The 26855-nt window shown below is 59.1% G+C and carries 26 protein-coding genes; 8 read left to right on the top strand and 18 right to left on the bottom strand.

The window, feature by feature from the left end; genetic code table 11:
* Positions 1-49: 49 nt before the first annotated feature.
* The 3 genes from ACR0CG_RS19475 to ACR0CG_RS19465 form a co-directional block, all read right to left on the bottom strand.
* Positions 50-1831: an acyl-CoA dehydrogenase C-terminal domain-containing protein gene (locus ACR0CG_RS19475; RefSeq protein ID WP_480526946.1), complete on the bottom strand. Its 1782-nt coding sequence runs from the start codon at positions 1829-1831 to the stop codon at positions 50-52.
* A gap of 40 nt (positions 1832-1871) precedes the next feature.
* Entirely contained in the window at positions 1872-2273 is a 402-nt protein-coding gene (locus tag ACR0CG_RS19470; protein ID WP_480526944.1) for a MerR family transcriptional regulator, read from the bottom strand.
* Between the two features lie 277 nt (positions 2274-2550).
* Positions 2551-2919: a MerR family transcriptional regulator gene (locus ACR0CG_RS19465; RefSeq protein WP_170619491.1), complete on the bottom strand. Its 369-nt coding sequence runs from the start codon at positions 2917-2919 to the stop codon at positions 2551-2553.
* 112 nt (positions 2920-3031) lie between these two features.
* Between ACR0CG_RS19465 and ACR0CG_RS19460 the strand changes: the two genes are divergently transcribed.
* From ACR0CG_RS19460 to ACR0CG_RS19450, 3 genes are read left to right on the top strand one after another with little or no spacing between them, the layout of a single operon-like run.
* Positions 3032-3451, top strand: a complete 420-nt coding sequence (locus ACR0CG_RS19460; RefSeq protein ID WP_170808242.1) for a PaaI family thioesterase — start codon at positions 3032-3034, stop codon at positions 3449-3451.
* Entirely contained in the window at positions 3452-3970 is a 519-nt protein-coding gene (locus ACR0CG_RS19455) for a PaaI family thioesterase (protein ID WP_480526942.1), read from the top strand. It begins immediately after the preceding gene.
* Positions 3971-3976: 6 nt separating this feature from the next.
* Complete coding sequence (locus tag ACR0CG_RS19450) at positions 3977-5293, top strand: MATE family efflux transporter (RefSeq protein WP_170808244.1); 1317 nt, start codon at positions 3977-3979, stop codon at positions 5291-5293.
* On the opposite strand, the gene arsC is transcribed toward ACR0CG_RS19450, so the two are convergent.
* From arsC to ACR0CG_RS19430, 4 genes are read right to left on the bottom strand one after another with little or no spacing between them, the layout of a single operon-like run.
* Complete coding sequence (arsC, locus tag ACR0CG_RS19445) at positions 5290-5631, bottom strand: arsenate reductase (glutaredoxin) (protein ID WP_480526940.1); 342 nt, start codon at positions 5629-5631, stop codon at positions 5290-5292. The genes ACR0CG_RS19450 and arsC overlap by 4 nt on opposite strands.
* Positions 5628-6686, bottom strand: coding sequence for a quinone-dependent dihydroorotate dehydrogenase (locus tag ACR0CG_RS19440; RefSeq protein WP_170808246.1), 1059 nt, complete (start codon positions 6684-6686; stop codon positions 5628-5630). Before ACR0CG_RS19440 ends, arsC begins: the two co-directional genes overlap by 4 nt.
* Complete coding sequence (locus ACR0CG_RS19435; RefSeq protein ID WP_480526938.1) at positions 6683-7114, bottom strand: DUF1330 domain-containing protein; 432 nt, start codon at positions 7112-7114, stop codon at positions 6683-6685. Before ACR0CG_RS19435 ends, ACR0CG_RS19440 begins: the two co-directional genes overlap by 4 nt.
* Positions 7111-7449, bottom strand: a complete 339-nt coding sequence (locus ACR0CG_RS19430) for a DUF952 domain-containing protein (RefSeq protein ID WP_321251805.1) — start codon at positions 7447-7449, stop codon at positions 7111-7113. The genes ACR0CG_RS19435 and ACR0CG_RS19430 overlap by 4 nt, the downstream gene beginning before the upstream one ends.
* 109 nt (positions 7450-7558) lie before the next feature.
* Here ACR0CG_RS19430 and ACR0CG_RS19425 point away from each other — a divergent pair, with 109 nt between their 5' ends.
* On the top strand, positions 7559-9136 hold the full coding sequence (locus ACR0CG_RS19425) for a bifunctional metallophosphatase/5'-nucleotidase (RefSeq protein ID WP_480526936.1): 1578 nt from the start codon (positions 7559-7561) through the stop codon (positions 9134-9136).
* Positions 9137-9202: 66 nt separating this feature from the next.
* Here ACR0CG_RS19425 and ACR0CG_RS19420 read toward each other — a convergent pair whose 3' ends face one another.
* Complete coding sequence (locus ACR0CG_RS19420) at positions 9203-10855, bottom strand: tetratricopeptide repeat-containing sulfotransferase family protein (protein WP_480526934.1); 1653 nt, start codon at positions 10853-10855, stop codon at positions 9203-9205.
* Between the two features lie 53 nt (positions 10856-10908).
* On the opposite strand from ACR0CG_RS19420, the gene ACR0CG_RS19415 reads away from it, so the two are divergent.
* Both ACR0CG_RS19415 and mnmH read left to right on the top strand, forming a co-directional pair.
* Positions 10909-11574 carry an SOS response-associated peptidase gene (locus ACR0CG_RS19415; protein WP_480526933.1) on the top strand — a complete coding sequence of 222 codons (666 nt, stop codon included), beginning with the start codon at positions 10909-10911 and terminating at the stop codon, positions 11572-11574.
* A 41-nt stretch (positions 11575-11615) separates the two neighbouring features.
* Positions 11616-12668: a tRNA 2-selenouridine(34) synthase MnmH gene (gene mnmH, locus ACR0CG_RS19410; RefSeq protein ID WP_480526931.1), complete on the top strand. Its 1053-nt coding sequence runs from the start codon at positions 11616-11618 to the stop codon at positions 12666-12668.
* On the opposite strand, the gene selD is transcribed toward mnmH, so the two are convergent.
* Genes selD through ACR0CG_RS19375 form a run of 7 tightly spaced genes read right to left on the bottom strand, consistent with a single transcriptional unit; the run spans position 12665 to position 20757 of the window.
* On the bottom strand, positions 12665-14818 hold the full coding sequence (selD, locus tag ACR0CG_RS19405) for a selenide, water dikinase SelD (protein ID WP_480526929.1): 2154 nt from the start codon (positions 14816-14818) through the stop codon (positions 12665-12667). The two genes, mnmH and selD, sit on opposite strands and share 4 nt — an antisense overlap.
* Positions 14819-14823: 5 nt before the next feature.
* Positions 14824-15210, bottom strand: coding sequence for a Na+/H+ antiporter subunit G (locus ACR0CG_RS19400; RefSeq protein ID WP_170609573.1), 387 nt, complete (start codon positions 15208-15210; stop codon positions 14824-14826).
* A gap of 7 nt (positions 15211-15217) precedes the next feature.
* Positions 15218-15487, bottom strand: coding sequence for a K+/H+ antiporter subunit F (locus ACR0CG_RS19395; protein ID WP_170609575.1), 270 nt, complete (start codon positions 15485-15487; stop codon positions 15218-15220).
* Positions 15484-15981 (bottom strand): Na+/H+ antiporter subunit E, encoded by a 498-nt coding sequence (locus ACR0CG_RS19390; protein ID WP_170682411.1) that lies wholly within the window; start codon positions 15979-15981, stop codon positions 15484-15486. The genes ACR0CG_RS19395 and ACR0CG_RS19390 overlap by 4 nt, the downstream gene beginning before the upstream one ends.
* Complete coding sequence (locus tag ACR0CG_RS19385) at positions 15981-17531, bottom strand: monovalent cation/H+ antiporter subunit D (protein WP_480526927.1); 1551 nt, start codon at positions 17529-17531, stop codon at positions 15981-15983. The genes ACR0CG_RS19390 and ACR0CG_RS19385 overlap by 1 nt, the downstream gene beginning before the upstream one ends.
* Positions 17528-17887, bottom strand: a complete 360-nt coding sequence (locus ACR0CG_RS19380; RefSeq protein WP_170609578.1) for a Na+/H+ antiporter subunit C — start codon at positions 17885-17887, stop codon at positions 17528-17530. The genes ACR0CG_RS19385 and ACR0CG_RS19380 overlap by 4 nt, the downstream gene beginning before the upstream one ends.
* On the bottom strand, positions 17887-20757 hold the full coding sequence (locus ACR0CG_RS19375) for a monovalent cation/H+ antiporter subunit A (RefSeq protein ID WP_480526925.1): 2871 nt from the start codon (positions 20755-20757) through the stop codon (positions 17887-17889). The genes ACR0CG_RS19380 and ACR0CG_RS19375 overlap by 1 nt, the downstream gene beginning before the upstream one ends.
* A gap of 222 nt (positions 20758-20979) precedes the next feature.
* Here ACR0CG_RS19375 and ACR0CG_RS19370 point away from each other — a divergent pair, with 222 nt between their 5' ends.
* Entirely contained in the window at positions 20980-21450 is a 471-nt protein-coding gene (locus ACR0CG_RS19370; RefSeq protein WP_480526924.1) for a rhodanese-like domain-containing protein, read from the top strand.
* Complete coding sequence (locus ACR0CG_RS19365) at positions 21450-22265, top strand: CE1 family esterase (protein ID WP_480526923.1); 816 nt, start codon at positions 21450-21452, stop codon at positions 22263-22265. The genes ACR0CG_RS19370 and ACR0CG_RS19365 overlap by 1 nt, the downstream gene beginning before the upstream one ends.
* On the opposite strand, the gene mdoH is transcribed toward ACR0CG_RS19365, so the two are convergent.
* The 3 genes from mdoH to ACR0CG_RS19350 are packed head-to-tail and all read right to left on the bottom strand — an operon-like array spanning position 22266 to position 26847.
* Positions 22266-24137 (bottom strand): glucans biosynthesis glucosyltransferase MdoH, encoded by a 1872-nt coding sequence (mdoH, locus tag ACR0CG_RS19360; protein ID WP_480526974.1) that lies wholly within the window; start codon positions 24135-24137, stop codon positions 22266-22268. It lies immediately after the preceding gene.
* Positions 24134-25633, bottom strand: coding sequence for an OpgD/OpgG family glucan biosynthesis protein (locus ACR0CG_RS19355; protein ID WP_480526921.1), 1500 nt, complete (start codon positions 25631-25633; stop codon positions 24134-24136). Before ACR0CG_RS19355 ends, mdoH begins: the two co-directional genes overlap by 4 nt.
* Positions 25630-26847: an OpgC family protein gene (locus ACR0CG_RS19350; protein WP_480526919.1), complete on the bottom strand. Its 1218-nt coding sequence runs from the start codon at positions 26845-26847 to the stop codon at positions 25630-25632. The genes ACR0CG_RS19355 and ACR0CG_RS19350 overlap by 4 nt, the downstream gene beginning before the upstream one ends.
* Positions 26848-26855: the final 8 nt, after the last annotated feature.

Below are 26855 nucleotides of genomic sequence, written 5' to 3'. Positions count from 1 at the left end.
TCCTCCGGGTATCTGGTTCCGGGCGAAAGCACCCGAAACCAGACTGAGTTCAGAAATTTGCCGCGTCCAGCGCCATTACAGTATCCGCGCCGGTTTGTATCCGGGCCAGATGCATGGATGTGGCAGACAGACGGCGCGCCATATAGAAGCGACCGGTGTTGATCTTTGTCTGGTAGAACTCTTTGTCCGAGGCACCACCGTCCAGAGCTTCCTGTGCGACCTTTGCCATTTTCGCCCACATCAGACCCAGGCAGACATGACCGAACATGTGCATGAAGTCATATGACCCGGACAAGGCGTTGTTGGGGTTCTTCATGCCTTCTTGCATGAAGTACATGCCAGCGGCCTGCAAATCCTTGGATGCGGCTTTCAGCGGTTCGATGAAGGCTTTGTCATAGGCTTCATCCTTGCCGCCGCTCTCTTTGCAGAAGGTTTTGACCATCTCGAAGAAGGCCATGACATGCTTGCCGCCATCCTGTGCCAGCTTTCGGCCTACAAGGTCGAGCGCTTGAACGCCATTCGCGCCTTCGTAGATCATCGCGATCCGGGCATCGCGTGTGTATTGCGACATGCCCCATTCTTCGATGTAGCCGTGGCCGCCATAGACCTGCTGGGCCTGAACGGTCATGTCATAGCCTTCGTCCGTCAGGAAGCCTTTGATGACCGGGGTCAGCAGCGAAATCAGCCCGTCCGCATCCTTGTCACGCGAACGGTGCGCCTTGTCGATCATGGTCGCGCCCCACAGGATGAACGCACGTGCACCCTCGGTGAAGCTTTTCTGATCCATCAGGTTGCGGCGGATGTCCGGGTGCACGATCAGCGGATCGGCGGGGCCGTCCGGGTTCTTCACACCTGTTACGTCGCGGCCCTGCAGGCGGTCTTTGGCATATTCGACAGCGTTCTGATACGCAGCTTCGGCCTGAGACAGGCCTTGCATGCCCACACCCAGACGCGCTTCGTTCATCATGGTGAACATGGCGCGCATGCCTTTGTGTTCCTCTCCCAGCAGCCAGCCGGTCGCCTCGTCATAGTTCATGACGCAGGTTGAGTTGCCGTGGATGCCCATCTTCTCTTCGATCTTGCCGACCGAAACGCCGTTGCGCTCGCCCAGGCTGCCGTCTTCGTTGACGATGAACTTGGGCACGATGAAAAGCGACACGCCCTTGATCCCTTCGGGGCCGCCGGGGATTTTTGCCAGCACCAGGTGGATGATGTTGTCGGCCATGTCGTGATCGCCGGCCGAGATAAAGATCTTCTGGCCGGAAATCTTGTAAGAGCCGTCGCCCTGCGGTGCCGCCTTGGTGCGCATCAGACCCAGATCGGTGCCGCAATGCGGTTCCGTCAGGTTCATGGTGCCAGTCCATTCACAGCTGACCATGTTGGGCAGGTACATGTTCTTCTGCTCGTCGGTTCCGTGCGCCAAGATCGCAGACGCCGCGCCGTGCGTCAGGCCCTGATACATGGTGAATGCCTGGTTGGAGCCCGAGAACATCTCGCCCACGGCAGTTCCGAGAACATAGGGCATATTCTGACCGCCATATTCTTCCGGCATGTCGAGGCCCGTCCAGCCGCCTTCCTTCATCTGCTCGAAGGCATCTTTGAACCCGGATGGCGTATAGACGATACCGTTTTCCAGCCGACATCCTTCGGTATCGCCAACCACGTTCAGCGGGTGCAGAACATTTGTGGCGATCTTGCCCGCTTCCTCCAGCACGGCGCCGGTGAACTCGGCCTCCAGATCGGAATATCCCGGAATGTCCGAGGTCGAGACTTTCAGTACATCATGCAAAATGAACTGTGCGTCTTTGATTGGCGCGTTGTAGACGGGCATGTGAAGCTCCCTTAATTCAGATGTCCGGGGGCGGGCGAGATTATTCGGCCGCCTTCTTTTCCTGTTTCATCGAGACGATGACCTTTTCGCCCCAGCGCAACTGCTCTTCCAGATCGTCGATGGCCTGTGTCAGTTCTTCGCGGCGTGCTTCCATGTCTGCCAGGCGTTCGCACGCGATCTCATAGGTGCGGGACATCTGTGTCAGTTGCTGGTCACCGACGTGATACAGGTCCAGAAGCTGCCGGATTTCTTCCAGGCTGAAGCCAAAGCGCTTGCCACGCAGGATCAGTTTCAGACGGGCACGATCGCGTTTGGTGAACAGACGTTTCTGGCCTTCACGGATAGGAAACAAAAGTTCCTTGGCCTCGTAGAACCGCAAGGTACGTGGTGTGACATCATAGGTCTCGCACATTTCGCGGATTGTCATCAGGTCTTCGGTCATGGTTCAAACTCTCATCACTGGCGTCGTGAAAAAGATTTGCGCAGTTGATGGGCTTCTTACAACATGCAGATGACGTTTACGTAATGCGAACGCTACGTCACAAAAAAGTTGACGTAACATCCGTTCGCGTAAATCCGTGTTTCGGTAATCTTCTTTCCCTCAGGTAAGGGGAAATCTCGCGATTCCGCGCTGCGTATATCGACGTTCTCCACAAGAAAAATCCCGCAGCGGGACCACGGGAGCTTCAGTTTCGACCGAAATGACGCTTGAAAGGTTGTCAGCCTAGAGAATTGGCCGTCTGGTCGCGCAGTTGCTTGAGGGCGTCCATGGCTTCGTCCAGTTGCTGCCTTTGCTGGCGCAACTCCTCCATTTGCCGGTCAGCCATTTCCACAAATGTCGCCATCTGGGCCTGGTTGCCCTGATGTTCATAGATCAGCAGCCACTGCCGGATCTCTTCCAGCGGGAACCCGAATTTGCGTCCGCGCATGATCAGCGTCATGCGTGCTCGCTCACGGGGGCCGTAATACCTGGAGCGGCCCTCGCGGTCAGGTTGCAGCAATTCGATATATTCGTAGTAGCGCAGGGTACGGGGCGTTACGTCGAACTCGGCGCACATTTCTTTGAATGACAAACGGGTGTCGGACATTCCTCATCTCCTTGCCTGCAACCTATGGAGTCGTAGCGGCAAGCGCAACAGTCGGGCTTGCCCTTTCGCTGAACTGGCGATCATAAAGGGCGCGGAAGAAGGAAAAGACCGAATGGTAGAAAAATTGGGTTTCGCGCGCCAGTTCATCGAGGCGATTCCACATGCCAGGGCATTGGGCATGGAGCTGACGTATATCGGTGCCGGAGAAGCCGAGATCACCATGCCGTACAACGCGGACCTTGTCGGGGATCCGCGCACCGGTGTCATTCATGGTGGGGCGGTGTTCGCTTTGCTGGACACTTGCAGCGGTGCGGCTGTCATGAGCCATCCGTCCGCGCCGGGTGCCACGGCGACAATTGACCTGCGCATAGACTACATGCGGGCGGCTACGCCGGGGCAGAACATTACAACGCGCGCCAAATGCTATCACATCACGCGCAATGTGGCCTTCGTGCGTGCGACCGCAACGGATGACGATCAGGAACATCCTGTCGCAACCGCATCGGGGTCTTTCACCGTGGAGGGCAGGTAAATGGCGCGCAATCGACCGGAGCCGATGCAGGTGGTCAAGAACCGCCGGGACGCCGCACTGAACGCCATGGTCGATGGGGTGCCGTATATCCGGTTTCTCAACATCACCTTCGACCGGCGTGGGGATGAACTGACGGGTGTTCTGAATTTTGACGAAAAACTGATTGGCAATCCGCTGCTGCCCGCGCTGCACGGTGGGGTCACTGCCGCGTTTTTGGAGGTGACCGGCGTGATCACCCTGTGCTGGGAGACCGTGTTTCACCGCATCGAAAGCGGAGAGATGAGTGCCGAAGACATTCGGGATGCCAGTTTGCTCCGATACCCGAAAACCATCGATTTCACGGTCGACTACCTGCGTTCGGGCTTGCCGCGCGATGCCTACGCCCGCGCTTACATCAGCCGTTCCGGGCGGCGTTATGCTTCGGTCCGGGTTGAGGCGTGGCAGGACAACCATGCGCGCCTGTTCGCGCAGGCTTCGGGGCATTTCCTGATGCCGCAATCGGATTCGGACGAAGGATAGCCTTGGATGCGGGATGCCTCGGCACCCATCACGCACAGACGGGTGCTGAAGATCGCAGCACCTATCGTTCTGTCCAATGCCACTGTCCCGATACTGGGGGCGGTTGATACTGGTGTTGTCGGGCAGATGGGGCTGGCCGCCCCGATCGGCGCTGTCGGTATGGGCGCGGTCATCCTGTCGGCCATCTACTGGATATTCGGCTTTTTGCGGATGGGCACCACGGGATTGGCTGCACAGGCGCGCGGGGCTGGCGACACGGCTGAAACCGGCGCGCTGCTGATGCGCGGTTTGCTGTTGGGCGGCGCGGCGGGGCTGTTTTTCATTCTGACGCAGGTCTGGGTGCTGTGGGGGGCATTTGCCCTGTCCCCCGCAAGCCCCGAAGTCGAAGCGCTGACCCGGCAATACCTGGAAATCCGGATCTGGGGTGCCCCGGCCACAATTGCGCTTTATGCCGTTACAGGCTGGCTGATCGCGATCGAGCGGACGCGGGGCGTATTTGTGCTTCAGGTCTGGATGAATGGCCTGAATATCCTGCTGGATCTGTGGTTCGTGCTTGGGCTGGGATGGGGCGTCGAGGGCGTCGCACTGGCGACACTGATCGCCGAATGGACCGGGTTGGCCCTGGGGCTATGGCTCTGCCGGCAGGCATTTGCCGGCAATCAGTGGAGAGACTGGCCGCGCATTTTCGACGGCGCACGGCTGCGGCGGATGATGCAGGTGAACGGTGACATCATGGTGCGGTCCGTCCTATTGACCGGATCGTTCACCACTTTTCTTTTTGTCGGGTCGGATCTTGGCGACGTCAATCTGGCCGCCAATCAGGTTCTGCTGCAGTTCCTCGAAATCACGGCCTTTGCGCTGGACGGCTTCGCCTTTTCGGCCGAGGCGCTGGTCGGCGGGGCGGTCGGGGCAAAGGACCGCTTTCAGGTGCGGCGCGCGTCCGTGATGGCGTCACAATGGGGCGTAGGCGGCGCTTTCGCGCTGGGTCTGGTTTTCTATCTGGCAGGACCCGCGCTGATCGATGTGATGTCGACCTCGCCCGAGGTGCGTGAGGCCGCGCGCGAATTTCTGATCTGGGCTGCGATTGCCCCGGTGATTGGCGTGGCCAGCTGGATGTTCGACGGTATCTACATCGGCGCGACCTGGACCCGGGACATGCGCCAGGCGATGATTCACTCGGTCGGGATCTACGTCCTGTCCCTGTTCATTCTGGTGCCTGCATTTGGCAATCACGGGCTGTGGGCCGCGTTGATGGTTCTGAACATCGCGCGTGGCGTCACGCTGGGATGGCGCTATCCGAAGCTAGAGGCGCAAGTCGCTTAAAGCAGGGTCAGCAGGTTTTCGGGCGGACGCCCGATTGAGGCCTTGTTATCGCGAATGGCAATGGGGCGTTCGATCAGGATCGGGTTTTCGGCCATGGCACGGATCAAGGTATCGTCCGGCGTCGCATTGTTCAGCCCCAGTTCCCTGAAGCGCTTTTCACCTGTGCGCATCATGTCGATTGCAGCAATGCCCAGTTTCGCCTGCGCGGCCCGCAATTCGTCTTCTGACGGTGCGTCCTTCAGATACTTCCGGACACGGGGTTCTGCGCCGTTTTCTTCAAGCAGTGCAAGCCCCGAACGCGATTTCGAACACCGCGGGTTGTGCCAGTATTCCATCACAGCCAATCCTCTCGTTTGCTGCCAACCGCCTGTGCGACATTTTCAAACCCGTCCTGGGCCAGAAGTTCGTCCAGACCCCGGGCGATTTCCGATGCCAGCGACATGCCGCCGTAAACCATGGCCGTATAGAACTGGACGGCCGAGGCTCCGGCGCAAATCTTGGCATAGGCCTGTTCCGCGCTGCTGATGCCGCCCACGCCAATCAAGGGAATGCGTCCTTCGGTCAGTTGGCTGAGCTGCGCAAGAACGCGGGTCGATTTTTCGAACAATGGCGCGCCAGACAGGCCGCCAGCCTCATCCTTGTGTGCGCTTCTCAGTCCGTCGCGGGACAAGGTGGTATTCGTGGCTATGACCGCGTCAATTCCGGTTTCCAGCGCGATATCGGCGATATCTTGTATCTCTGAAGCCGTCAGGTCCGGAGCAATTTTCAGGAATACGGGAATCGGTGTCGGCAGCGCGTCTCGCGTTTTGACAACACCCGCCAGCAAAGCGCCAAGCGCGGCCTTACCCTGCAAGTCTCGCAGTTTCTCGGTGTTGGGGGACGACACGTTGACCGTGGCAAAGTCCAGATGGGCGGCGCAATGGGCCAGTACTTTGGCAAAATCACCGGGGCGGTCGTCGCTGTCCTTGTTGGCGCCAAGGTTCAATCCGATGACCGCATCGCGGGGACGGCTCAGGAGACGGCGAGCCATGACGTCCATTCCTTCGTTGTTGAAGCCGAAACGGTTGATGGCCGCCTTGTCTTCGGTCAGGCGAAACAGGCGCGGTTTCGGGTTGCCCGGTTGTGGACGCGGTGTCACCGCACCGACTTCAATAAACCCGAACCCGGCCCGCGATAAAGGGCCCAGAACCTCGCCATTCTTGTCGAATCCAGCGGCCAGGCCGACCGGATTGGCCAGCGTCAGACCGGCGATCTGCGTACGCAGGCGTGGTGACGTGACAGGGCCGGCAGCCGGGACCAATCCGGCTTTCAAAGCCCGGATCGACATCCCATGGGCAGTTTCGGGGTCCAGCCTGTGTAAGGCTGACAGCCCAAGCTTTTCGATCAGTTTCATCCGAAGGTCCCTCCGACCTGTGCTGGCGAACAACGGATCAGCCGCGAGGTCGAAACAGCCGCCTGACGATGCACCACGGCGGTGCGATAAACGGGGTCGGTTACCATCTCAAGGAAGGCGTGCGCGCTGGGATATCGGGCGATGAACACAGCATCCCAGATTTCGTCGGCGGGGCCTATCAAAGTGGTTTCAAATCCACCGCGCCACAAAATGGACGCGCCGATGCGGGAGACAATGGGCGCGGTTTCCGACCCGTAGTTCTGGTAGGCCTCAGCGCCGGACAGGCCGACATCTGCCAGCGCGTGTCCGGAAGGATATTCAGCCTGCGCGCGAAACCTGACCAGGTTGAGCATCTCGATCGGCTGATTGCGATCCAGTGCCTTGAACAACTCGAACTGCTCACGATCAGGATCGATGAAGCCGGTCATACCATCTCCTTGGGGAACTGGTGTAGCGCCCCGTCAAAGGGCAGGGCGCGGGTCCAGATCACATCGGTCATCCGGATCTGCCGGTAAAGGTGGGGAAACAAGGCACCCCCGCGCGAAACTTCCCATCTCAGATCATCGCCCATGGCGTCGGCGTCGCAGGCCAAGAGGACAAGGCCATCAACTCCGGCAAAATGCTTGGCGGCGGTTTCGGCGGCCTGTTGGGCCGTCGAGAAATGGACAAATCCGTCGGTAACGTCAATCGGCGCGCCGTCTGACGCGCCCTGATCCTGCAGCGTGGTCCATTCATCGGACCTGAAAATCTTGTAAATCAGCATGAGGTGGTGATGCCTTGCACGGCGTGGGGAATCAAGGCGGATTTCCCCCTTTGACTCTTTGTTTCAGTCGGCGCACGATCCCTGCAATCAACGACAGGGAGTTTCATTAATGTTGATCCGTTTTCTGGCATCTACTGCCATTGTGGGCCTGACCGCAGGTGTTGCGGCTGCCGACTACAAACTGACCATTCTGCACACCAATGACTTCCATTCCCGGTTTGAGCCGATCAACAAATATGACAGCGGCTGCGACGCCGAAGACAATGCCGAAGGCAAGTGTTTCGGCGGTTCTGCGCGCCTTGTGACCGCAGTGGAAGAAGCCCGCGGCCGCGCTGAGAATTCGATTCTGGTGGATGGCGGAGATCAGTTTCAGGGTTCGTTGTTTTATACCTACTACAAGGGCAAAGTCGCGGCCGAGTTCATGAACCGGCTGGGTTATGACGCGATGACCGTGGGCAACCACGAATTTGACGACGGCCCCGAAGTGCTGCGCGGTTTCGTCGACTCCGTCGATTTTCCGGTTCTGATGTCCAACGCGAACATTGCTGACGAAGAACTGCTGACCGACAAGATCGCGAAGTCGACGGTTATCGAGGTTGGCGGTGAAAAGATCGGCCTGATCGGCCTGACGCCTCAGGATACGGACGAACTGGCCTCACCCGGGCCAAACGTTACATTTTCCGACCCGGTTCCGGCCGTACAGGCTGAAGTGGAAAAGCTGACCAGCGAAGGCGTCAACAAGATCGTTGTTCTAAGCCACTCGGGCTATGGTGTGGACCAGCGCGTGGCGCAGGAAACCACCGGCGTTGACGTGATCGTAGGGGGGCATTCCAACACGTACCTGTCGAACGTGTCCGACAGGGCCGTCGGGCCTTACCCGACCGTCGTGAATGACGTTCAGATCGTTCAGGCCTACGCCTATGGTAAATTCCTGGGCGAGTTGAATGTGACATTCGACGACGACGGAAATGTGATCGAGGCCGTTGGTGAGCCGCTGATCATGGACAACACCGTGACCGAGGATCAGTCCGCGCTGGACCGGATCGCCGAGTTGGCGGTTCCCCTGGATGAAATCCGCAACAAGGTTGTGGCCAATGCTGCCGATGCGATTGAAGGCGACCGCGCGATCTGCCGCGTGCAGGAATGCCAGATGGGCAATCTGGTTGCCGATGCAATGCTGGCCCGTGTGGCGGATCAGGGCGTTCAGATCGCCATCGCCAATTCCGGTGGCTTGCGGGCCTCGATCGATCCGGGCGAGGTGACCATGGGCGAGGTTCTGACGGTGTTGCCGTTCCAGAACACATTGTCGACCTTCCAGATCAGCGGTCAGGGGGTCATCGACGCCCTGGAAAACGGCGTGAGCCAGGTTGAAGAAGTCAAAGGCCGCTTCCCGCAGGTGGCCGGTCTGGCCTTCACATGGGATCCGTCGGTTGCCCCGAACGAGGGACGCGTAACTGAGGTGATGGTGGCCGATGGCGATGGCTTCGTGCCGATTGACCCGGCGGCGACATATCTGGTCGTGACCAACAACTATGTCCGCAACGGTGGTGATGGCTATTCCATGTTCGAGGGCGACGACAAGAAAGCGTATGACTTCGGACCGGATCTGGCGGATGTCACCGCTGAATATCTGGCCGCAAATGCGCCGTACCAGCCTTATCTGGACGGACGCATCAAGCAGAAGTAAGCATCCCGGCACCAACGACAAAGGCCGCATCCCCGATGCGGCCTTTTCTGTTCGGTGTGATTTGTGTCAGCTGAGATCGTATTCCGGCCAAAGCTCGGGATCGAAGCCGTTCAGCATCGGTTGGATGTGGTCTGCGACCTGACGCCAGCCGCCGATTGATTTGGTCGAAATCTTCTTTCGAACCTGATCAATGCTGGCGGTGCGCACCTGCTTTTTGTTCTTTTCCGGGTGCATCATCGTCTCGTGCCATTCGAGGCCAAGGAAGTCCGCAACCTGCCGGCTATAGGTTTCGGGGTCAGCGACGAGTTTTTCATACGGCACGGTCAGAATCCGGTCGCCGAAAATGGTTTCCCAATGGGCGATGTATTTGCGGTACATGTTCGCGGAATGCCCGATTGCTTCCAGATTGGACGCATATCTCATACCCGGTGCCGGGAAGCGCCTGATCCATTTCGACAAACCGACATCGCGCGGATCGCGCATCATATTGATAACTTTCGCATTCGGGAATGCGGAAAGTAAGAATCCTACCTGCTGGTAGTTATGAGGCAACTTGTCGACAAACGCGATTGATGTCTCCGGGACCGGTGGCATCAGGCGGCGGAAATCTCGGGCAAACTCCTCCGCGTCTTTCGCGTCATAGGCTTTGCCTTCATGGATAAAGTCGTAGGACAAGTCCGGCCCTACAGTCAGTTCCCCACACCCTGCGACATCCGGAATCGAACTCAGCATCATTTCCATGAGCGTCGTCCCGGAGCGCGGTTGGCCGATGACAAAAATCGGGGTCGGCCCATCGACCACCTCGGAGGAGATCGGAGTGTCCATTTCGGGGAACAACTGCACGATGCGCCGAAGTTTCTGGCCTTCGTCGCCGAATTTGTACGGATTCAACTCGTGTTGCAGTTCGTTGGCCCGCGCGAACCCGGGCATTGCAGCAGTCAGCCCATGCAGAACGGATGTGATTTGCGCCTTGGCGAACTCAAGCTGCGAGACAGGATGATCGCTGTTGTCGATGGCAGCAGCTACAAGCGGTTCCAGGTCGCGCGCGCGGTCCTCGTCGGCCATGTTGGACAACTGCAATAGTGACGCCACATGAGCGGGATCATTGGTGATGATCCGGTCGAGAATCTCGGCGGCATCCTTTTTCTTGCCCTCCTGATGAAGAATCGATGCTTTTTGGAATGCGACTGCGTTGTCGTCTGGCGCCAGTTCATAGGCGCGATAGGCGTCCTGCCTGCAGTTGTCGCTGAACCCAATTCTGTCGTAAGCGCGGGCTCGGGTCGTCAACAGCGTGACATCGTCCGGAGATTTTTTGAGTTTTTCGGTCGCATGTTCAACAATCTCGCGCCAGTTGGATCCTTTTAGTTGGATCTCATCCACAACGCGAACAAGCTCTGCGTTATTGGGAAACTGCTCCAGCATTTTCTCGGCATAAGCCAGCGCGCGCGGGATCTGGCCCGTCTGCATCAGAGCGTTTGCAAGGTTTTCAGCAAACTGAGGGTCATCGGGTTTGCGACGCGCGGCTTCGACGAAATGGGGAATGGACTTCTTGTACTGTTTCAATTCGGTGAAAACAAAACCCGCAATGGCTTGAAAGTCCGTATCCTTTGGAAACTTCTTGATCCCCAACTGCGCTTTTTTAAGTGCCTGCGGCAACTTACCTGCCTCGAGATCACCAAGCGCTTTGCCCTTAAGGGATTTAGCTGTTTGATTTGCCATGTGACCTCGTGTGAACTTGAGCCTGGAGAAAAAATGTCAGTGGTTCATTACCTATGTGCGGACGGTTTGCAATAACTCTTCCCAACGACGCAATGGCGCAGCTGTTTTCTGCGCGCCCGGCGAACAGCCTTCCGGGCGTTCCCAATTTCAATGTGTGCCCGACCAATCAGGTGCATGTCGTGCGGACCGGTGAAGGAGGCCGCCAGCTTGATCCGATGCGTTGGGGGTTTCTGCCGCATTGGTACAAGGCGCAAAATGATGGCCCGTTGCTGATCAATGCGCGCGCTGAAACCCTGGCCCAGAAAGCCGCGTTTCGCGCGGCCTGCCGCGAGCGGCGTTGCCTGATTTTGGCGACAGGGTTCTATGAATGGACCAAATCCGACCAAGGACAGCGGTTGCCTTGGTATATCTCGCGCCGCAACAACGAACCGATTGCCTTCGGCGGTGTCTGGCAGGACTGGGGTCCTGACGGTGAACGCCAAAGCACCTGCGCCATCGTCACCACTGCGGCCAACGAAAATCTGGGCAAGATCCATCATCGGATGCCATTGATCCTAGAATCCGACGACTGGGCGCTTTGGCTGGGTGAGGCGGGTAAAGGGGCGGCCCGGCTGATGCGTCCCGGTGCGGAAGATGTGTTGAACTACCATCGGGTTGATCCTGCGGTGAACTCGAACCGGGCCAGCGGCGCAGAACTGATCGAACCAGTCGAGGAGTGAGCTGGCTTTTCTTTCAGCCAAGCCCAAGATAGACCGCAGATATGGTTCTGAAATTCACCACCCTGCCTGACCTCTACACACACGACTTCGATACCGTGATCGATGTGCGAAGCCCTGCAGAATACGCCGAGGATCATTTGCCGGGTGCCATCAATCTGCCGGTTCTGGACAATGAAGAACGGGCGAAAGTCGGCACGATCTACGTTCAGGAAAGTCCGTTCCTGGCCCGCAAGCTGGGCGCGGCTCTGGTGTTTCGCAATGCCGCCGCGCATATCGAAAACAGCCTCAGCCATTACGAGGGAGGATGGCGGCCTCTGGTCTACTGCTGGCGCGGAGGGCAGCGGTCAGGGTCGTTTACTTGGATGCTGCAGCAAATCGGGTGGCGTGCCGACGTGGTTGAAGGTGGCTACCGCACCTACCGCCGGCTGGTGAACCGCTATCTGTACGATGACGTCCTGCCGAACCGCCTTGTAGCGCTGGACGGATATACCGGAACGGCAAAAACCGAATTGCTGGCGCATCTTGCAAAGCGAGGCGTGCAGGTTCTGGACCTTGAGGCGCTGGCCAATCATCGCGGCTCGTTGCTGGGTGAAATGCCCGGAGGACAACCCAACCAGAAAGGGTTTGAATCCGCATTGTCCGCAGCGCTTTGCCGGATGGACGCCAGTCGGCCTGTGGTCGTCGAGGCCGAGTCGTCCAAAATTGGAAGTCTGATCCTGCCGCCAAGCCTTTGGAACGGGCTGCGTGCGGCTCCACGTATCCGAATTGATGCCCCGCTTGCAGCGCGGGCAGATTATCTGGTCGCTGCCTATGATGACATTCTTTCAGATCACGAGCGGATGCGTGACCGGCTGTCACCGCTGCGCTTTCATCGCGGCCATGACGTCGTCGATAACTGGCTGTCCCTAATGGAGGCCGGAGATAAACGTGGTTTGACGCGGGCGCTGATGGATCAGCACTATGATCCGGCCTACGCCAAGTCGCAGAAAGGTAGGGGTGCTCAGGTCATTGCGGAGCTTCAGGCCGACCGGCTGGATACCGACAGTCTTGCCGATGTTGCCGCCCGGATCGAACAGGTTCTGGCCCGGCTTTAAAGACGCAAGACCGGAGCCTTGGACAACCGACCGACAATAGCTGCCGGATATCCCGCATCACGAAGTACCGCGCACAGGTCCTGAGCCTGGTCCGGGGCGACCGCAGCCAGCAATCCTCCGGCGGTTTGGGGGTCGAATAACAAGCCTGCTTTACCTTCCGCAGGCAGTTCCGGAGCTATTGCCCTGTTGTCAGCGAAAATGCTCGACCGGATGCCGTTCGAATACAACTCTTCAGCGCCGACCATTACAGGCACGGCCTCAAGATCCAGTGCTGCACCGCAACCCGAAGCCTCGCACATTCCCTTCAGGTGGCCGGCCAGACCAAAACCCGTGACATCCGTCATCGCATGCGCGTGCCTGAGGATTTCGGCGGCTGTGCCCTGTGGGTGGGTCATGTGGCGAAATGCGGCCGCGACCCACGCGCCATCGGCCTGACCAGCCATTTCAGCGGCCATCAAAACACCGCTGCCAATGGGTTTGGTCAGGATCAACGCATCCCCCGGCAGACCACCGGCCAGAGTAATAGGTTCCTGGGCGCAAAGACCGGTGATGGTGAAGCCGATGGTCATCTCATCGCCCATAGAGCTGTGGCCGCCAACAATCTCGGCACCAGCCTGCCGCAGAACGTCGCTGGCGGTTGTCATGATTTCCGTCATCGTGCGGTGCTGCAACGTAGCGGACATGCGGGGCAGGATCACAGTTGCAGTCGCCGCCTGCGGCGCCGCACCCATCGCCCAGATATCACCAAGCGCGTGCACGGCCGCGATGCGTGTCATCAACACGGGGTCTGCGGTGAAGCTGCGCAAGTGATCCGACGTGATGACCTGACGCGCCCCACCCGTTGTCAGCAGGGCCGCATCATCGCCGGGCAGGGGGGTGACATCCGTGCGTTCGGGCGCAGGCAACGTCTGCAAGGCTTGCTGCAAGGCGCCACGCCCAACCTTGGCACCACAACCGCCGCACATCTGTTTGTCACCCAATGCTTCGCGCAAACCGTCCGCATGATGCCCGGGCAGTTTCGGTATTGCCATCTGCGGCAAGTCACGAAATCTGTTCATGAATTTCTGGTCGATGTGGTTTTTCCATTTCCACATCAACGGACCGCTGAATGACGTTCCCAACTTTTCCGCAAGGGCGGACTTCTTGCCCAGCGAAATCAGTTTCAGATAATCTTTCTGCGGTACGTACCGCCGCATCCGTCCTGCTCCCAATGCCGCGCGCAGATTGTCAAACAAAACCGGCGCTTCACGGACCGCATAGACACCGGCCTTGGGGCGCGGGTTGTCGGACAGGTGCGCGCAATCACCGGCGGCAAAGATCAAGGTGTCGCTGGACTGCAGATGCGCGTTGACCCTGATGTAGCCATCCTGCACCTCCAACCCTGTTTCAGCGATCCAGTCATAGGGTCGCGCACCAGCGGCTCCGGTCACGAACGCGGCTGGGATGTGGCGGCCATCTTCCAGTTCAACATAATCTTTGCCGATCTGGCGAATGGAAGCGTTTTCGAAGATCGCGATCCTCAGGCTTTCCATCGCCTGTCGGATGGTTTCCCCGGCCTTGGGGCCTGTGGCCGTCAAAGCCTTGGCGTTGTCGATCAGCGCGACCCGGGCGTCACGGCCCTGTTCCCGCAACGCGTGTGCCATCGCCATGACCAGTTCGACCCCGGCAACACCGCCGCCAATGACAGCGACTGACGCGGACCCGGGCGTCTTCAGGTAGTCGGCCCATCGTGCCGCAAATAGGCCCAGAGGCTTCGCCGGCACCGCGTATTCTGCAAATCCGGGCAAAGCGGGCATGTCAGAAGTTATGCCCACATTGACCGAAGCAACATCAAACGAAACAGGCAGGCGTCCTGATACGTGAACAACCCGGCTTGCTGGATCCAGGCCGTTTACCGCGCCCAGAATGATGCGCGCCCCTGCAAATCGCGCCAGCTTTATAAGATCGATGTCCAGCTCGTCCCGCCTGTAATGCCCGGCCACATAACCCGGCAACATGCCGGAATAAGGCGCGGTCGGGCCGGGATTGATGATGGTCAGTCGCGCGCCGGGCAAGGGGTTCATTCCCCACTTGCGCAGCACAAGCGCGTGCGTGTGGCCCCCGCCGATCAGAACCAGATCGCGGGTCAGCGGCAACGAAGGTGTATGCATCAGGGTCAGTTCGCTGTGTGATCCGGGACGTCTTCGACCTGCTCGACCGCGTGGGTGGCCCAAAGCTCATCCTCGCCTGCATCCGGCAGATCGCCGGGCGATTCATGGCGATGAATGTGCCATTTGGCAATGAACAGGGCCGTGATCGGCGCGGTCAGGAACAAAAACAGCGTTATTAGCAGCTCGTGCAGCGACGCGTGATCCTCCAGTAGGACGGAATGAAAGATCGACGCCAGCAGAACGCCCCCCACGCCCAGAGTTGTGGCCTTTGTCGGCGCGTGCAGCCGGGACATCGGATCCTTCAGCTTGATCATGCCAAACGATCCCACGAAACCAAATATGCCCGAGACGATCAGGAAGAAAGCGATGAGAAATTCGAAAATGAAACCCATGTCGCCCTCACTCGATAATGTTGCCACGCAGCATGAAGCGTGCGTAAGCCACCGTTGAAACAAAGCCCAGCATGGCGATGATCATGGCGGATTCAAAGAAGATCTCGGTTCCCAGCCTGAGACCGTAAAGGATCATCAACGCGATGGTGTTGATGACCATGGTATCCAGCGCCAGTACCCGCGTGCCGACACCGTCGGCCGTTACGATCCGCCACAGACACATCATGATCGCCGCGCCAAAACAGGCAAAAGTAAAGTAGATGGCATAGGTGATCATTCGAAAATCTCCTTGAGGCGACGTTCATAGCGTTGCTTGATCTGGTCCCGAACCTCGTCAGGGTTCGGGGCGTCAAGGCAATGGACCAAAAGGTTGTGCCCCTGCGCAGACAGATCGCAGCTGACGGTGCCCGGCGTCATGGTGATCGTTCCGGCCAGCACGGTAATCGCCTCGGGTGTGCGCAGTTCAAGCGGAATACAGACCCAGTTTGGTTGCCGATCACTGTCGCGCTTGAACAGGATGATCCGGGCGACCGCGATATTGGCCATCACAATGTCCCATAGAACGACAAGCATGTATTCCACGATCATCGGCCAGTTGCGCAGTATGGGACGGTCCGGCCAGTAGGGCTGCGTGATGAACGGGATGATGATCCCCAGAATCAGACCAAACACCAGCGAATTCAGCGAGGGTTGGTTGGCAAGCAACATCCACACAAACGTCAGCAGAATGGTCAGATGCGGGTGCGGAAATATCCGGTGTAGCAGTTTGATCATTCTTCACCTCCCATGACGGCCGAGATGTAATTTTCGGGCGAGAACAATTGTCCTGCCGTGCCTTCAGCGTAGGTCAGCGCCGGGCCAGCGAACAAGGTCAACAGCATCAGGCCAAGGACCAATCCGAATACCGCCGTGAATGCCAGCGCCGGTTGAGGTTCGGGCGCAGGCAGAACGACGTCTTCATCTTCATCTTCATTTTCGGTCTCTGCTGTGGTGTTAAGCTGCGCGTCGTGGCTTTTCCAGAAGATCAGCGACCCGGCCCGGGCCAGTCCAACGATGGTCACAAAAGACCCGATCAGGATCACCGCCCAGATTGCGTTGGCGTCCGGGGCATCCCGCGCGGCGTCCAGTACCAGCAGTTTACCGACAAAACCGGACAGTGGCGGCATACCGGCCAGCGCAATTGCGCCCATGAAGAACAGCGCCGAAATCAACCCGCTTTGCGGCATCGGAGTGCCGGGCTCAATGGCACCGCCGCGCCGCTGCATCACAAGGTCGGCGACAAGGAACAAAAGCGCCGTCGCCAGTGTCGAGTGGAAAATGTAATATAGCGCGGCAGCGGTTGCGCCGGGCGAGAACAGCGAAATCGCGATCAGCAAAGTGCCCATCGACGCAATCGCGCAGAACGCGACCAGGCGCGCGATGTGCTGTGCTCCCAGAATGCCGATTGCTCCGACCGCCAGAGTGACCAATGCAGCTGGTTGCAGCCAAGCTCCGACCAGGCCTTCTGTCACTGCGACGTCGGGACCAAAATCCAGTGTATAGACCCGCAGGATCGAGTATGCGCCCACCTTGGTCATGATCGCAAACAGCGCGGCCACAGGCAAAGGCGCGTTGGCATAGCTGGCGGGCAGCCAGAAATGCAGCGGCAGAACGGCGGCCTTGATGCAGAAGACCAGCAGCAGCAGTACCGCGCCGACCCGCAGCAAAGCTGTATCTTCAGGTGGAATTTCGGCCACGCGCAGCGCCAGATCGGCCATGTTCAAAGTGCCGGTCACGGAATAGATGGTGCCAAGTGCAAACAGGAACAGGGTCGAGCCAAGCAGGTTGTAGGTGACGTACTGAACCCCGGCTTTCAGCCGTACAGAACCACCACCGTGCGTCATCAGGCCGTAAGAGGCGATCAGCAGAACTTCGAAGAAAACGAACAGGTTGAACGCGTCTCCGGTCAGAAAGGCACCACAAACACCCATAAGCTGGAAGTGGAACAGGGCGTGAAAGTGCTTTCCCCTGTCGTCCCAGCCGGAGGCAATAGAATACAGCACGATGGGAAGGGCCAGCAATGCCGTCAGCAGCACCATCATGGCCGACAGTTTGTCCAGCACCAGCACGATCCCGAATGGCGCGGGCCAGTTGCCCAGTTCATAGACCTGAATGTCGCCGCCCGATGCTTTTGCGGTGATGGTCAGGGCGATACCCAGCAGGCCTACGACACCGGCAACCGAAAAGATGCGCTGCAGGTCCAGATGGAATCGCAGTACCATGATGATGAAGGGGGCCAGGATCGCGGGCAGGACGATCGGCGCAACGATCCAGTGATTCATGCGTCTTCTCCTGCGCCGTCCACGCTGTCCTGCGCGCTCATGTCGATGTGGTCATCCATGGACGACAGATAGGCGGACAGGGCGATCATCACGATCACCGCCGTCATACCGAACGAGATCACGATGGCCGTCAGCACGAGTGCCTGCGGCAGCGGATCGGTGTAGGGCACGTCCTTGTACTTGTTCAGAACCGCCGGCGCGTTCAGCGCCAGCCGCCCGGTGGCAAACAGGAACACATTGACTGCATAGGTCAGCAAAGACAGGCCCAGAATGACGGGGAAAGTCCTGCGACGAAGGATCAGGAAGATCCCGGCTGCGGTCATGACGCCTACGGCAGAGGCTACGAGCGCTTCCATCAGGCCTGCTCCTTCTCTTGGTCTTCTTCTGGCGGATCATCCCGAAGCGGGTTGATATCCATCGGGAACTCCTGCGCCATGCCCGGTTGCCAAGCAAACCGTGACAGGCTGTCCAGCGCCAGCATGACAGCACCCAGAACGGCGAGGAATACGCCGGTGTCGAACAAGATGGCGGTGGCCCATTCGAACTCTTCCAGCGGCGGCCAGTGAATGTAGCCGAAATCGCTGGTCAGGAACGGCCTTTCATTGAACCACGCGCCCAGTCCGGTCGCAGCGGCTATCAGAACGCCCCAGCCGATTGTTCCGTGGTAAAAGAACCTCTGCCGTTCAATGGCCCAGGTGTATCCGCTGGCCATGTATTGCATCAGGTAGGCGATCGCGACGATCAGACCGGCAATAAAGCCGCCGCCGGGCTGGTTGTGGCCGCGGAAAAAGATGTAGGCGCCCACCATCAGGGCAATCGGCATCATCACGCGGGTTGCAACCACCATCATAAGCGGGTGCGAGTCGCCCGATTGCGGCCAGTGCGGTTTGCGGTTCAGAAGATAGCCGCGGACATTGGTGCTCAGAACCGCCTCGGTCAGGGCAAAGATGATAAGCGCGGCAATGCCCAGAACGATGATCTCGCCAAAGGTATCAAAGCCCCGGAAGTCGACGAGAATGACGTTGACCACGTTGGTGCCACCGCCGCCCTTGTACGAGTTCGCCAGATGGAAATCCGATATTGTCGGAAAAGCGAAATCACGCAGCATCAGCGCATAGATCAAGGCGCCGCTGCCGATCCCGGCCACGACAGAGATCGCTGCATCCCGCCAGCGGCGCTGGGCGCTGCTGTCCCGTGGGGTTTCGGTTGGCAGAAAGTTCAGCGACAGCAACAGCAGGATCATCGTGACCACTTCGACCGAGATCTGCGTCAGTGCCAGATCCGGGGCGGACAGGTAGTTGAACGCCATTGACACGATCAGACCCACAACACCGATCAGCACAAGTGACAACAGGCGGTTGCGGTGGAACCACATGATCGCCAGCGTAGCGCCCACCAGACAGATCCAGCCGATAATCGGTATGATTGGTGCGGGCAGCGGCACCCGGGTTTCAAGCCCGATCGTTCCGGTCGAATAGGCGTAAAAACCCATCCCCACGGTAAAAGCGATCAAGATAACGGCGTAACGCGAGATGACGCCATTGTGCAACTCGTCCGTGACCCATTGGCTGAGCTTTGTCAGCGCGCCGATCACTGCGTCGAAGATGTCTTTTGCCTCGGGCCGGGGCAGCGCATTCCAGACCTGTTCTCCGCGCTTGTGCAGCGACACTAGGAAAAGACCTCCCAGCGTTGCCACGATGGACATGTACAGCGCCGGAGTAAAGCCGTGCCACAGTTTGAGCGAATAGTAGGGCAGGTTCTCTCCGCCGATCACCGCGCTGGAGACAACGGCGACCAGCGGGCCAACAATAGCGGCGGAATACAGACCGATCAGCACAACCAGAACCACAAGAAATGCGGGGGCCAACCACAGCCCGACGGGCGGATCATGCGGATGCGCGGGGTAATCGTCCCGCTCGGGGCCAAGAAAAACGTGGCCCACAAAGCGGAAGGAATAGGCCGCCGAGAAAAGCGCCGCCAACAGGGCCAGCCCGGGCACCAGATAATGCGAGTTCAGCCATGTTGTATGGACTGTTTCCTCAAGCATCATTTCCTTGGAAAGGAACCCGTTCAGCGGTGGCAGGCCAGCCATCGACAGGGCTGCGATCGTCCCGATGGTGAAGGTGATCGGCATCAGGTGCCGCAACCCGCCCAGCCGTTTGACGTCACGGGTTCCGGTCTCGTGATCGACAATCCCTGCGGTCATGAACAGGGCGGCCTTGAACGTTGCATGGTTGATGATGTGGAAGATGGCGGCCACGGCGGCAATCTTGGTGCCAAAACCCAGCAGCATGGTCACAAGACCCAGATGCGACACGGTCGAAAACGCCAGCAAGGCCTTGAGGTCATCCTTGAACAGCGCAATGCAGGCACCGATCAACATCGTTACCAGACCGGTTGTTGCCACTATGTAGAACCAGGCCTCGGTCCCGGCCAGAACCGGCCACATCCGCGCCATCAGGAACAGCCCGGCCTTTACCATCGTGGCTGAGTGCAGGTAGGCCGAAACCGGTGTTGGTGCGGCCATCGCGTGCGGCAGCCAGAAATGGAACGGGAACTGCGCTGACTTGGTGAAACAACCCAGCAGGATCAGGATCAGCGCGGGCATGTAGTAGGGCGACGACTGGATCAGCTCCTTGTTCTGGAGGATAACGCTCAGGTCGTAGGACCCCACGATATTACCAAGGATCAGCATCCCAGCGATCATCGCCAGCCCGCCTGATCCGGTGACAGCCAGCGCCATGCGCGCGCCCTGACGCCCCTCGGGCAGGTGCCGCCAGTATCCGATCAACAGGAAGGAACTGAGCGACGTGAGTTCCCAGAAAATCAACAAAAGCAGAATGTTGTCGGACAGAACGATGCCCACCATCGCGCCCTGGAACAGAAGAAGATAGGTATAGAACTGCCCCATCGGGTCTTCGCGGGACAGGTAGAACCGCGCGTAGAGGATAATCAGCAAACCGATCCCCAGGATCAGCAGGGCAAACAGAAAGCCCAGCCCGTCCAGCATGAAATTCGCGTTCAGTCCCAGCCCCGGTATCCAGTCGAACCTGGCGGTCACCACCTCGCCGCGCATGACGGACGGAATGTGGATCAGCAGCCCCATCAGTGCCAGAAATGTGGTCAGTCCGGCAGCCGAGGCCGCCGCGTTTCGTCCCGCCCGGATCAGAAGGGCTGGGAACACAGCTCCGAGGAAGGGAAGGGCCGCGATAAGGAATAGGGACAAGTGCGATACTCCGGTCTGGGCGGTCAAAGTGGTATTGATTTTGTAAGGATAATTCTCTGACTGTCCAGCGATTGCAAGATTATGCGCCCGTTTCGGCGTGAAGGGCGCGCGGATTTTCCTTTGGGGCGAAAATGACGCGAACTTGATCCGGTCGATGCCAATTCGACGCGGCAATGTGCTTCGCCCTGTGATAAAACCGATTTGTCGGCATGGGAGCGCGGCGTGGCAGAAAAAGTGAACCGAACGCGAAGGCGGGTAGTTTTGGGTGTTGGTGCCGCCATCGCCGCCGGCTTTGCGATACGGCAGTACCGTCTGATTCCACAGAATTATTCCGGTGGACGGATTCAGGCCGCCGGCGCGTATCAGAAGGCAGTTTCGGGGGACATCCTGCTGGTGGATATCCGCACACCCCGGGAATGGCGCGCAACCGGGATTGGCAGGGGCGCGCATCCGCTTGATATGCGCCGCAAGGACTTCTTGCAGGTGCTCACGCAGCTTGCCGATGGCGATCGGTCTGCGCCTGTTGCACTGATCTGCGCTCGTGGCGTCCGGTCGGCGCGGCTGAGCAATCAACTGACGGCTGCCGGTTTTACCAATGTTATCGACGTCCCCGAAGGCATGCTGGGCTCGGCCGCCGGGCCGGGTTGGCTGCGCGCAGGGCTGCCGGTCGAAGCTTACAAAGAGGACATTTGATGAAAGCGAAATTCTGGCTGGCGCTGAGCCTTTCATTCGCCGGACAAACGGCTTTGGCCACTTGTGCCGAATCTGAAGGTCCGTGCGAGACCACGTCCGGCGAATACCACATCGAATTGCCAAAGGCCGAAAACCCGCCGCTGGTCGTGTTTCTGCACGGCTATGGCGGCAGCGGCAGCGGTGCGATGAAAAACCGCGATATGGTCGATCCCTTGCTCGCGCGTGGCTATGCGGTGATGGCACCCGAAGGGGCAATGAGCAACGGGCGCAAAAGCTGGAACTTCTATCCCGGCTGGGAGGGGCGGGACGATACCGCCTTTCTGACCGAAGTGGTGCAGGACGCAGCCGACCGATTTGGCATCGACAGTGACCGGGTCGTGCTGGGCGGGTTTTCCGCAGGCGGGTTCATGGTGAACTATCTGGCCTGCGATGCGCCAGAGACGTTTTCGGCCTATGTGCCCGTGTCAGGAGGCTTTTGGCGGCCAAATCCGGAAAGCTGCGCAGGGCCGGTCAAGCTGTTTCACACCCATGGCTGGGCAGACAATGTAGTCCCGTTGGAGGGGCGCATACTGGGTGGGGGCCGGTTCCATCAGGGGGATATCTTTGCTGGGTTTGAAATCTGGCGGGAAGCCAATGAATGCCCGGATACCAAACCATCCGGGTTTTCGATCACGGGCAATTTCATGCGCCGAAACTGGACGGGCTGCGCCGAAAACAGCGCGCTGGAGTTTGCGCTGTTTCCCGGTGGTCACGGTGTTCCCAAAGGTTGGGCGGACATGATGGTGGACTGGTACGAAGGCCTGTCCGGAAGCTGATCATTCCGCCGGAGTCATCGTCCCCTTGCCCTCAATCAGGCGTTTCAGTTCGTCACGGTGGCGGCGGGCCGAACGGGTGATTGCGGGTTCGGCGAAGTCCTCGCGCATACCGACCATGCGCCGGGCCGTTCCTGCGGACACACCGCTAAGCGCGGACAGCGGTATAGCCAGGGCCAGGCTGATGGCGATCGGGGCCAGCCAGACCGATACCAGCCCGGCCAGAATCCCAACGCTCAGTGCGATACCGCTGATCGTTTCCAGAGCGTGGCACAGAACAAGGGTGCGCAGGCTATAGCTACAGCCGTCGCGGGCTTGCGGGGACCAACCTTTTTGGATGCCCAATGCAGTTCGAAAGACTGCGATCATCTGTTGTACCATCAGGATCGGGGCATAGAGGATCGACAGGATCACCTCGGACAGGAACGAGATGAAAAACCGCCGCCCGCCACCGAAATCGGAATAGCGAACACCGCTGAGGGGCAGGGCTACGACGCCCAGTACCTTGGGCGCCAGCAACATTGCATACATGACCAGAATGATCAGCACGTGGCGGGTTTCAGTCATTTCCGGCCATTGCGGAAATAGCGGGTTGTCGGGGCTGAAGTAATGCAGAACCGACGCGTCTTCGCCCTGACCGATCAGCGCCCACATGACCAGCAGCGCAAACCACAGCGGCGACATCAGATAGCCGACCGCACCATGAAACATGTGGAAGCGGGACACCGAGCGGAATCCGGCAGAGCCCAGCAGTTTCAGGTGCTGCAGGTTACCCTGACACCAGCGGCGGTCGCGCATGGCGTGGTCAATCAGGGTGGGCGGTGTCTCTTCATACGATCCGCGAATACGCGGCAGGAATCGCACACCCCAGCCGGCGCGGCGCAACAACCCGGCCTCGACAAAGTCGTGGCTCATGATCAGTTGGTCCTGCCCGCTGAAAGATCGCAGTTTGGGCAGCCCGGCGCAGGAAGCAAAGGCACGGGTACGAATGATGGCATTGTGGCCCCAGTAATTGCCTTCCTGCCCACACCAGCGGGCCAAACCTTCGGCAAAGGCAATGCCATAAACTCCGTTGGCGAACTGCTGCATCCGGGCAAAGACCGACTGCGCACCGATCAGTTGCGGATAACTCTGGATCAGGCCCGCGCCGGGATCACGCGCCAGAGAATCCGTCAGGCGGGCGATGGCGCGGCCGGTCATCAGACTGTCGGCATCCAGCACCAGCATCGCGTCCCAGTCCGCGCCCCAACGGCTGACCCAGTCGGCGATGTTGCCGACCTTGCGGTCGGTATTCTGTTCGCGGCGGCGGTAATACAACTCCAGCCCGGGTGCGAGCGAGGTTCGCAGCGCCTCGACGCTGGCCTGTTCCTGCGCTGCAATCTCGGGGTCGCGCGTGTCGGACAGGATGAACATGGCATAGTGATGCTGGCCGCCGCGCGCACGCAATTCTTCCAGCATTGTCCGGGCATTGCCCAGAACGAACCACGGCACTTCGTTATAAACCGGCATCAACAACGCGACGCGCAGCGGGGTCGGGCGGGTCTGGTGTTTGGGCTGCTCCTGCCGCGCAAGCGACGCCATGCCCAGAAGAACTGTGCAGACCGTGAACGAAATCCAGAAGAAATTGAACGAGATCAGCGTCAGCAGAATGCCCTCGATCAGGTTGATCCCTTCGGCCCCGAACCAGTCGGACATCACCCACAACAGGCCCAGCGTTGCGGCCATCGCGGGTGAAAAAGCCAAGGCGCGCCAGAACCCGGCAGACGGATTGTCCGTCCGGGACGGAACCTGTGCGTCACGGAACCCGGCGCTGAAATCCTGCGCCGGCATGGCCAGAGGCGCCTCGGGGGGCATGATATGCAGATCGCGGTTCATGTGGTCCATCTGTACAGCCAGACCTCGGAGGCCGGTTGTTTTCCGACAAGCAACTGCGCGCGCAGTTCGACATGATCCCGTTCGGCGGGTTCAAATGAAAATGCCAACCGCATTCCGCCGGTATCGGGGTTGCGTTGCAACACACCGTCCGAGGTTTCGGCATGAGGCGAATCCACAAAGATCGAAATCGCCTCGAGGTCGTCGAACAAGTCGCTGGCCTCAAAGTCGATGACGGCAAGACGCCCTTCGCCGAACGTATTTTCGCCCATTGCCGTGTTGATTACGCGGGCCATCGGCGTACGCTGTGGATTGTCGCCCCAGATTAGGCGGTAGGATATATCGATCTGGCTGCCCGCAGCATACGGGGCAGCCGGTCGCCAATAGGCAACTATGTTGTCGTAGATCTCCTGATCCGCAGGAATTTCGACCAGCGTGACCGAGCCTTTGCCCCAGTCGCCTTTGGGTTCGACCCACAGGCCGGGGCGTTTGTGATAGTTCGCTTCAAGATCAGCGTAATCCGAGAACTCACGTTTCCGTTGCATCAGGCCAAAGCCGACGGGGTTGGTGTCGACGAAGGAAGAAATCTGCAACCTCGTCGGGTTTGCCAGCGGCCGCCACAGCACTTCACCCGCGCCGTTGCGCACCATCAGCCCGTCGCTGTCATGCACGGCGGGCCGGAAATCGTCGAACCGGCTGTGATTGGTCTGATCGAACAGGAACATCGAGGTTCCGGGCGCGATGCCTACATGGGTCAGATCCTCGCGCGGGAAGAGGGTCGCCTCTACCTCCATCACGCAATCCGCGCCTGCGGTGACATCAAAGCGGTAAGCGCCGGTTACGCTGGGGCTGTCCATCAGCGCATGGACGATCATGTTGCGTTGGCCAGGCGCGGGGCGCTCCAGCCAGAAACGGATGAATTCGGGGAATTCCTCGCCATCCGGATCGCCGGTCTTCAGCGCCAGCCCGCGGGCTGACAGGCCGTAAACTTCGTGCAGGCCAATGGCGCGGAAATAGCTGGCACCCTGCCAGACGCAGAACTCATCGGTTTTACCGGGGCGGTGCATCTCGGTGCGCAGGCGCAGACCGGAGAAGCCCAGAGTTTCGTCCACGGGCAGGTGTGGCACGTCTTCGGATTTGTCGAACATCGCTAGATCGAACGCGACCGGCGTCGTCATGCCGTTTTCAACGGTCGAGACTTGAACAGTGCGCGGAAAATAAAGGCCCGGGGTAAAGAAATCGACGTTGAAGGGTGTCTCGGTCTCGTACCACAGCGCCCGGTCCAGCCGGAACCGGATCGAGCGATACTGCTGATATGTCAGGTCCTGCCATTCCTGCGGCACCATCTCGCGGTCCGTATAGGGGCGGCTGGCCAGATCGCGGGCAAGCTTAATCACATCATTGCGGTCAAACGGAACCTCACCGCCAGTCGCAAACGCGGATGGGGCAAATGCCAGTGCCGTCGATAAGGTCAGAAATGCGCGGCGTGTAAGAATCATTTCTTAGATTTCCATGGTTGCGATTTGAACCATGCGGCCAGATAGGCCACACCGATGATCATGGCAAAGCCAATTATGTTGGCGGCAAAGACAGCGGCGGAATCCCGCCCGGTCTGGTCCAGTCCAACGCCGATAAGTCGTGCCGCTGCCATCGAAAATACGAACACTGCCAGCGATTGCTGACCCACCTTGGTGATGACGGTCAGCAGCCAATGCCAGATCCGCGCCGCCACGCCGTGACCCGAGGCGATCAGGCGATGCCCGTGTTCCCCGGCGGCGACCCAGCCCAGATAGGCCAGTGACAGGAAATGGAGATAACGGAACAGTCCGAATTCGGTTTTGCTCCGCAATTCCTCGGTCAGGGGCCAGGCCTTGCGGATCAGCGCGCCCAGTTCCGGTGCTGCGGAATTCACCCAAAGGAACACCTTCCACGACCCAAAGGGCGCGGACAAGATCAGGAACAGCGCCGCGATCCAGATCAGTGTTTTTGAGACAGGCGGCGCGGGAATCCAGCCGCGCATGAATGCAAAACCGGTAAAGAACAGCAATTGCCAGCCAAATGGGTTGAAGAACCATTGGCGGTCGGACCACGGCTCGGCGGGCAGGGCCAGCACTCCGAACTGGGCGACAAGCCAGATCGCGATCGAGGTTGCCGCAACCGCCCAGAAACCGATCCGGGACAGGCCCATGAACAAGGGCATCATCGCAAGAACCACCAGATACATCGGCAGGATGTCGAAATAGTTCGGTACATAGGTGAGTGTGAAAATCCCGACCATCTGCGGCGCAGGATCGTTGAAGAAATGCTGCAGGTTCAGAGACGAGACATATGTTTTCTCGAACGTGCCAGTCTGGTCCAGTGCGGCCATGGTCATGGCGACAAAGAAAAACAGGCCGATATGTGCCCAATAGACCTGCCAGATACGGTAGGCGACCCGGGCGGTGCCCAGCCACCAGCCTTTGCGCAGAAAGGCCCCGCCAAAGGCAATCGCCGAGGCCATGCCGGAACAGAACACAAAAATCTCTGTCGCGTCCGAGAAGCCGAAGCGTGCCGGAATCCATTTGGCCCACGGATCGTTCGGGATATGCGCGATCAGAATGATGAACATCGCGATGCCGCGATAGAAATCCAGCCGCGGATCGCGCGTGCTGGCAGGGGTCGCAGCCGAAGCTGCAACCGATGCAAAATCAGTAGCGGGCGAAACAGTCGCCATACGTTCTC

This window comes from Ruegeria sp. AB8 (assembly GCF_056542605.1).
The sequence above is the reverse complement of the archived record's forward strand: the minus strand, read 5'-3'. Positions and strand labels throughout refer to the sequence as shown.

Bases quoted from the DNA above. Each gene is read 5' to 3' on its own strand.
- ACR0CG_RS19475 (WP_480526946.1), bottom strand. From the start codon at position 1,831: ATGCCCGTCTACAACGCGCCAATCAAAGACGCACAGTTCATTTTGCAT.
- ACR0CG_RS19470 (WP_480526944.1), bottom strand. From the start codon at position 2,273: ATGACCGAAGACCTGATGACAATCCGCGAAATGTGCGAGACCTATGAT.
- ACR0CG_RS19465 (WP_170619491.1), bottom strand. From the start codon at position 2,919: ATGTCCGACACCCGTTTGTCATTCAAAGAAATGTGCGCCGAGTTCGAC.
- ACR0CG_RS19460 (WP_170808242.1), top strand. From the start codon at position 3,032: ATGGTAGAAAAATTGGGTTTCGCGCGCCAGTTCATCGAGGCGATTCCA.
- ACR0CG_RS19455 (WP_480526942.1), top strand. From the start codon at position 3,452: ATGGCGCGCAATCGACCGGAGCCGATGCAGGTGGTCAAGAACCGCCGG.
- ACR0CG_RS19450 (WP_170808244.1), top strand. From the start codon at position 3,977: ATGCGGGATGCCTCGGCACCCATCACGCACAGACGGGTGCTGAAGATC.
- ACR0CG_RS19440 (WP_170808246.1), bottom strand. From the start codon at position 6,686: ATGAAACTGATCGAAAAGCTTGGGCTGTCAGCCTTACACAGGCTGGAC.
- ACR0CG_RS19435 (WP_480526938.1), bottom strand. From the start codon at position 7,114: ATGACCGGCTTCATCGATCCTGATCGTGAGCAGTTCGAGTTGTTCAAG.
- ACR0CG_RS19430 (WP_321251805.1), bottom strand. From the start codon at position 7,449: ATGCTGATTTACAAGATTTTCAGGTCCGATGAATGGACCACGCTGCAG.
- ACR0CG_RS19425 (WP_480526936.1), top strand. From the start codon at position 7,559: ATGTTGATCCGTTTTCTGGCATCTACTGCCATTGTGGGCCTGACCGCA.
- ACR0CG_RS19420 (WP_480526934.1), bottom strand. From the start codon at position 10,855: ATGGCAAATCAAACAGCTAAATCCCTTAAGGGCAAAGCGCTTGGTGAT.
- ACR0CG_RS19415 (WP_480526933.1), top strand. From the start codon at position 10,909: ATGTGCGGACGGTTTGCAATAACTCTTCCCAACGACGCAATGGCGCAG.
- mnmH (WP_480526931.1), top strand. From the start codon at position 11,616: ATGGTTCTGAAATTCACCACCCTGCCTGACCTCTACACACACGACTTC.
- selD (WP_480526929.1), bottom strand. From the start codon at position 14,818: ATGCATACACCTTCGTTGCCGCTGACCCGCGATCTGGTTCTGATCGGC.
- ACR0CG_RS19400 (WP_170609573.1), bottom strand. From the start codon at position 15,210: ATGGGTTTCATTTTCGAATTTCTCATCGCTTTCTTCCTGATCGTCTCG.
- ACR0CG_RS19395 (WP_170609575.1), bottom strand. From the start codon at position 15,487: ATGATCACCTATGCCATCTACTTTACTTTTGCCTGTTTTGGCGCGGCG.
- ACR0CG_RS19385 (WP_480526927.1), bottom strand. From the start codon at position 17,531: ATGAATCACTGGATCGTTGCGCCGATCGTCCTGCCCGCGATCCTGGCC.
- ACR0CG_RS19380 (WP_170609578.1), bottom strand. From the start codon at position 17,887: ATGGAAGCGCTCGTAGCCTCTGCCGTAGGCGTCATGACCGCAGCCGGG.
- ACR0CG_RS19365 (WP_480526923.1), top strand. From the start codon at position 21,450: ATGAAAGCGAAATTCTGGCTGGCGCTGAGCCTTTCATTCGCCGGACAA.
- mdoH (WP_480526974.1), bottom strand. From the start codon at position 24,137: ATGAACCGCGATCTGCATATCATGCCCCCCGAGGCGCCTCTGGCCATG.
- ACR0CG_RS19355 (WP_480526921.1), bottom strand. From the start codon at position 25,633: ATGATTCTTACACGCCGCGCATTTCTGACCTTATCGACGGCACTGGCA.
- ACR0CG_RS19350 (WP_480526919.1), bottom strand. From the start codon at position 26,847: ATGGCGACTGTTTCGCCCGCTACTGATTTTGCATCGGTTGCAGCTTCG.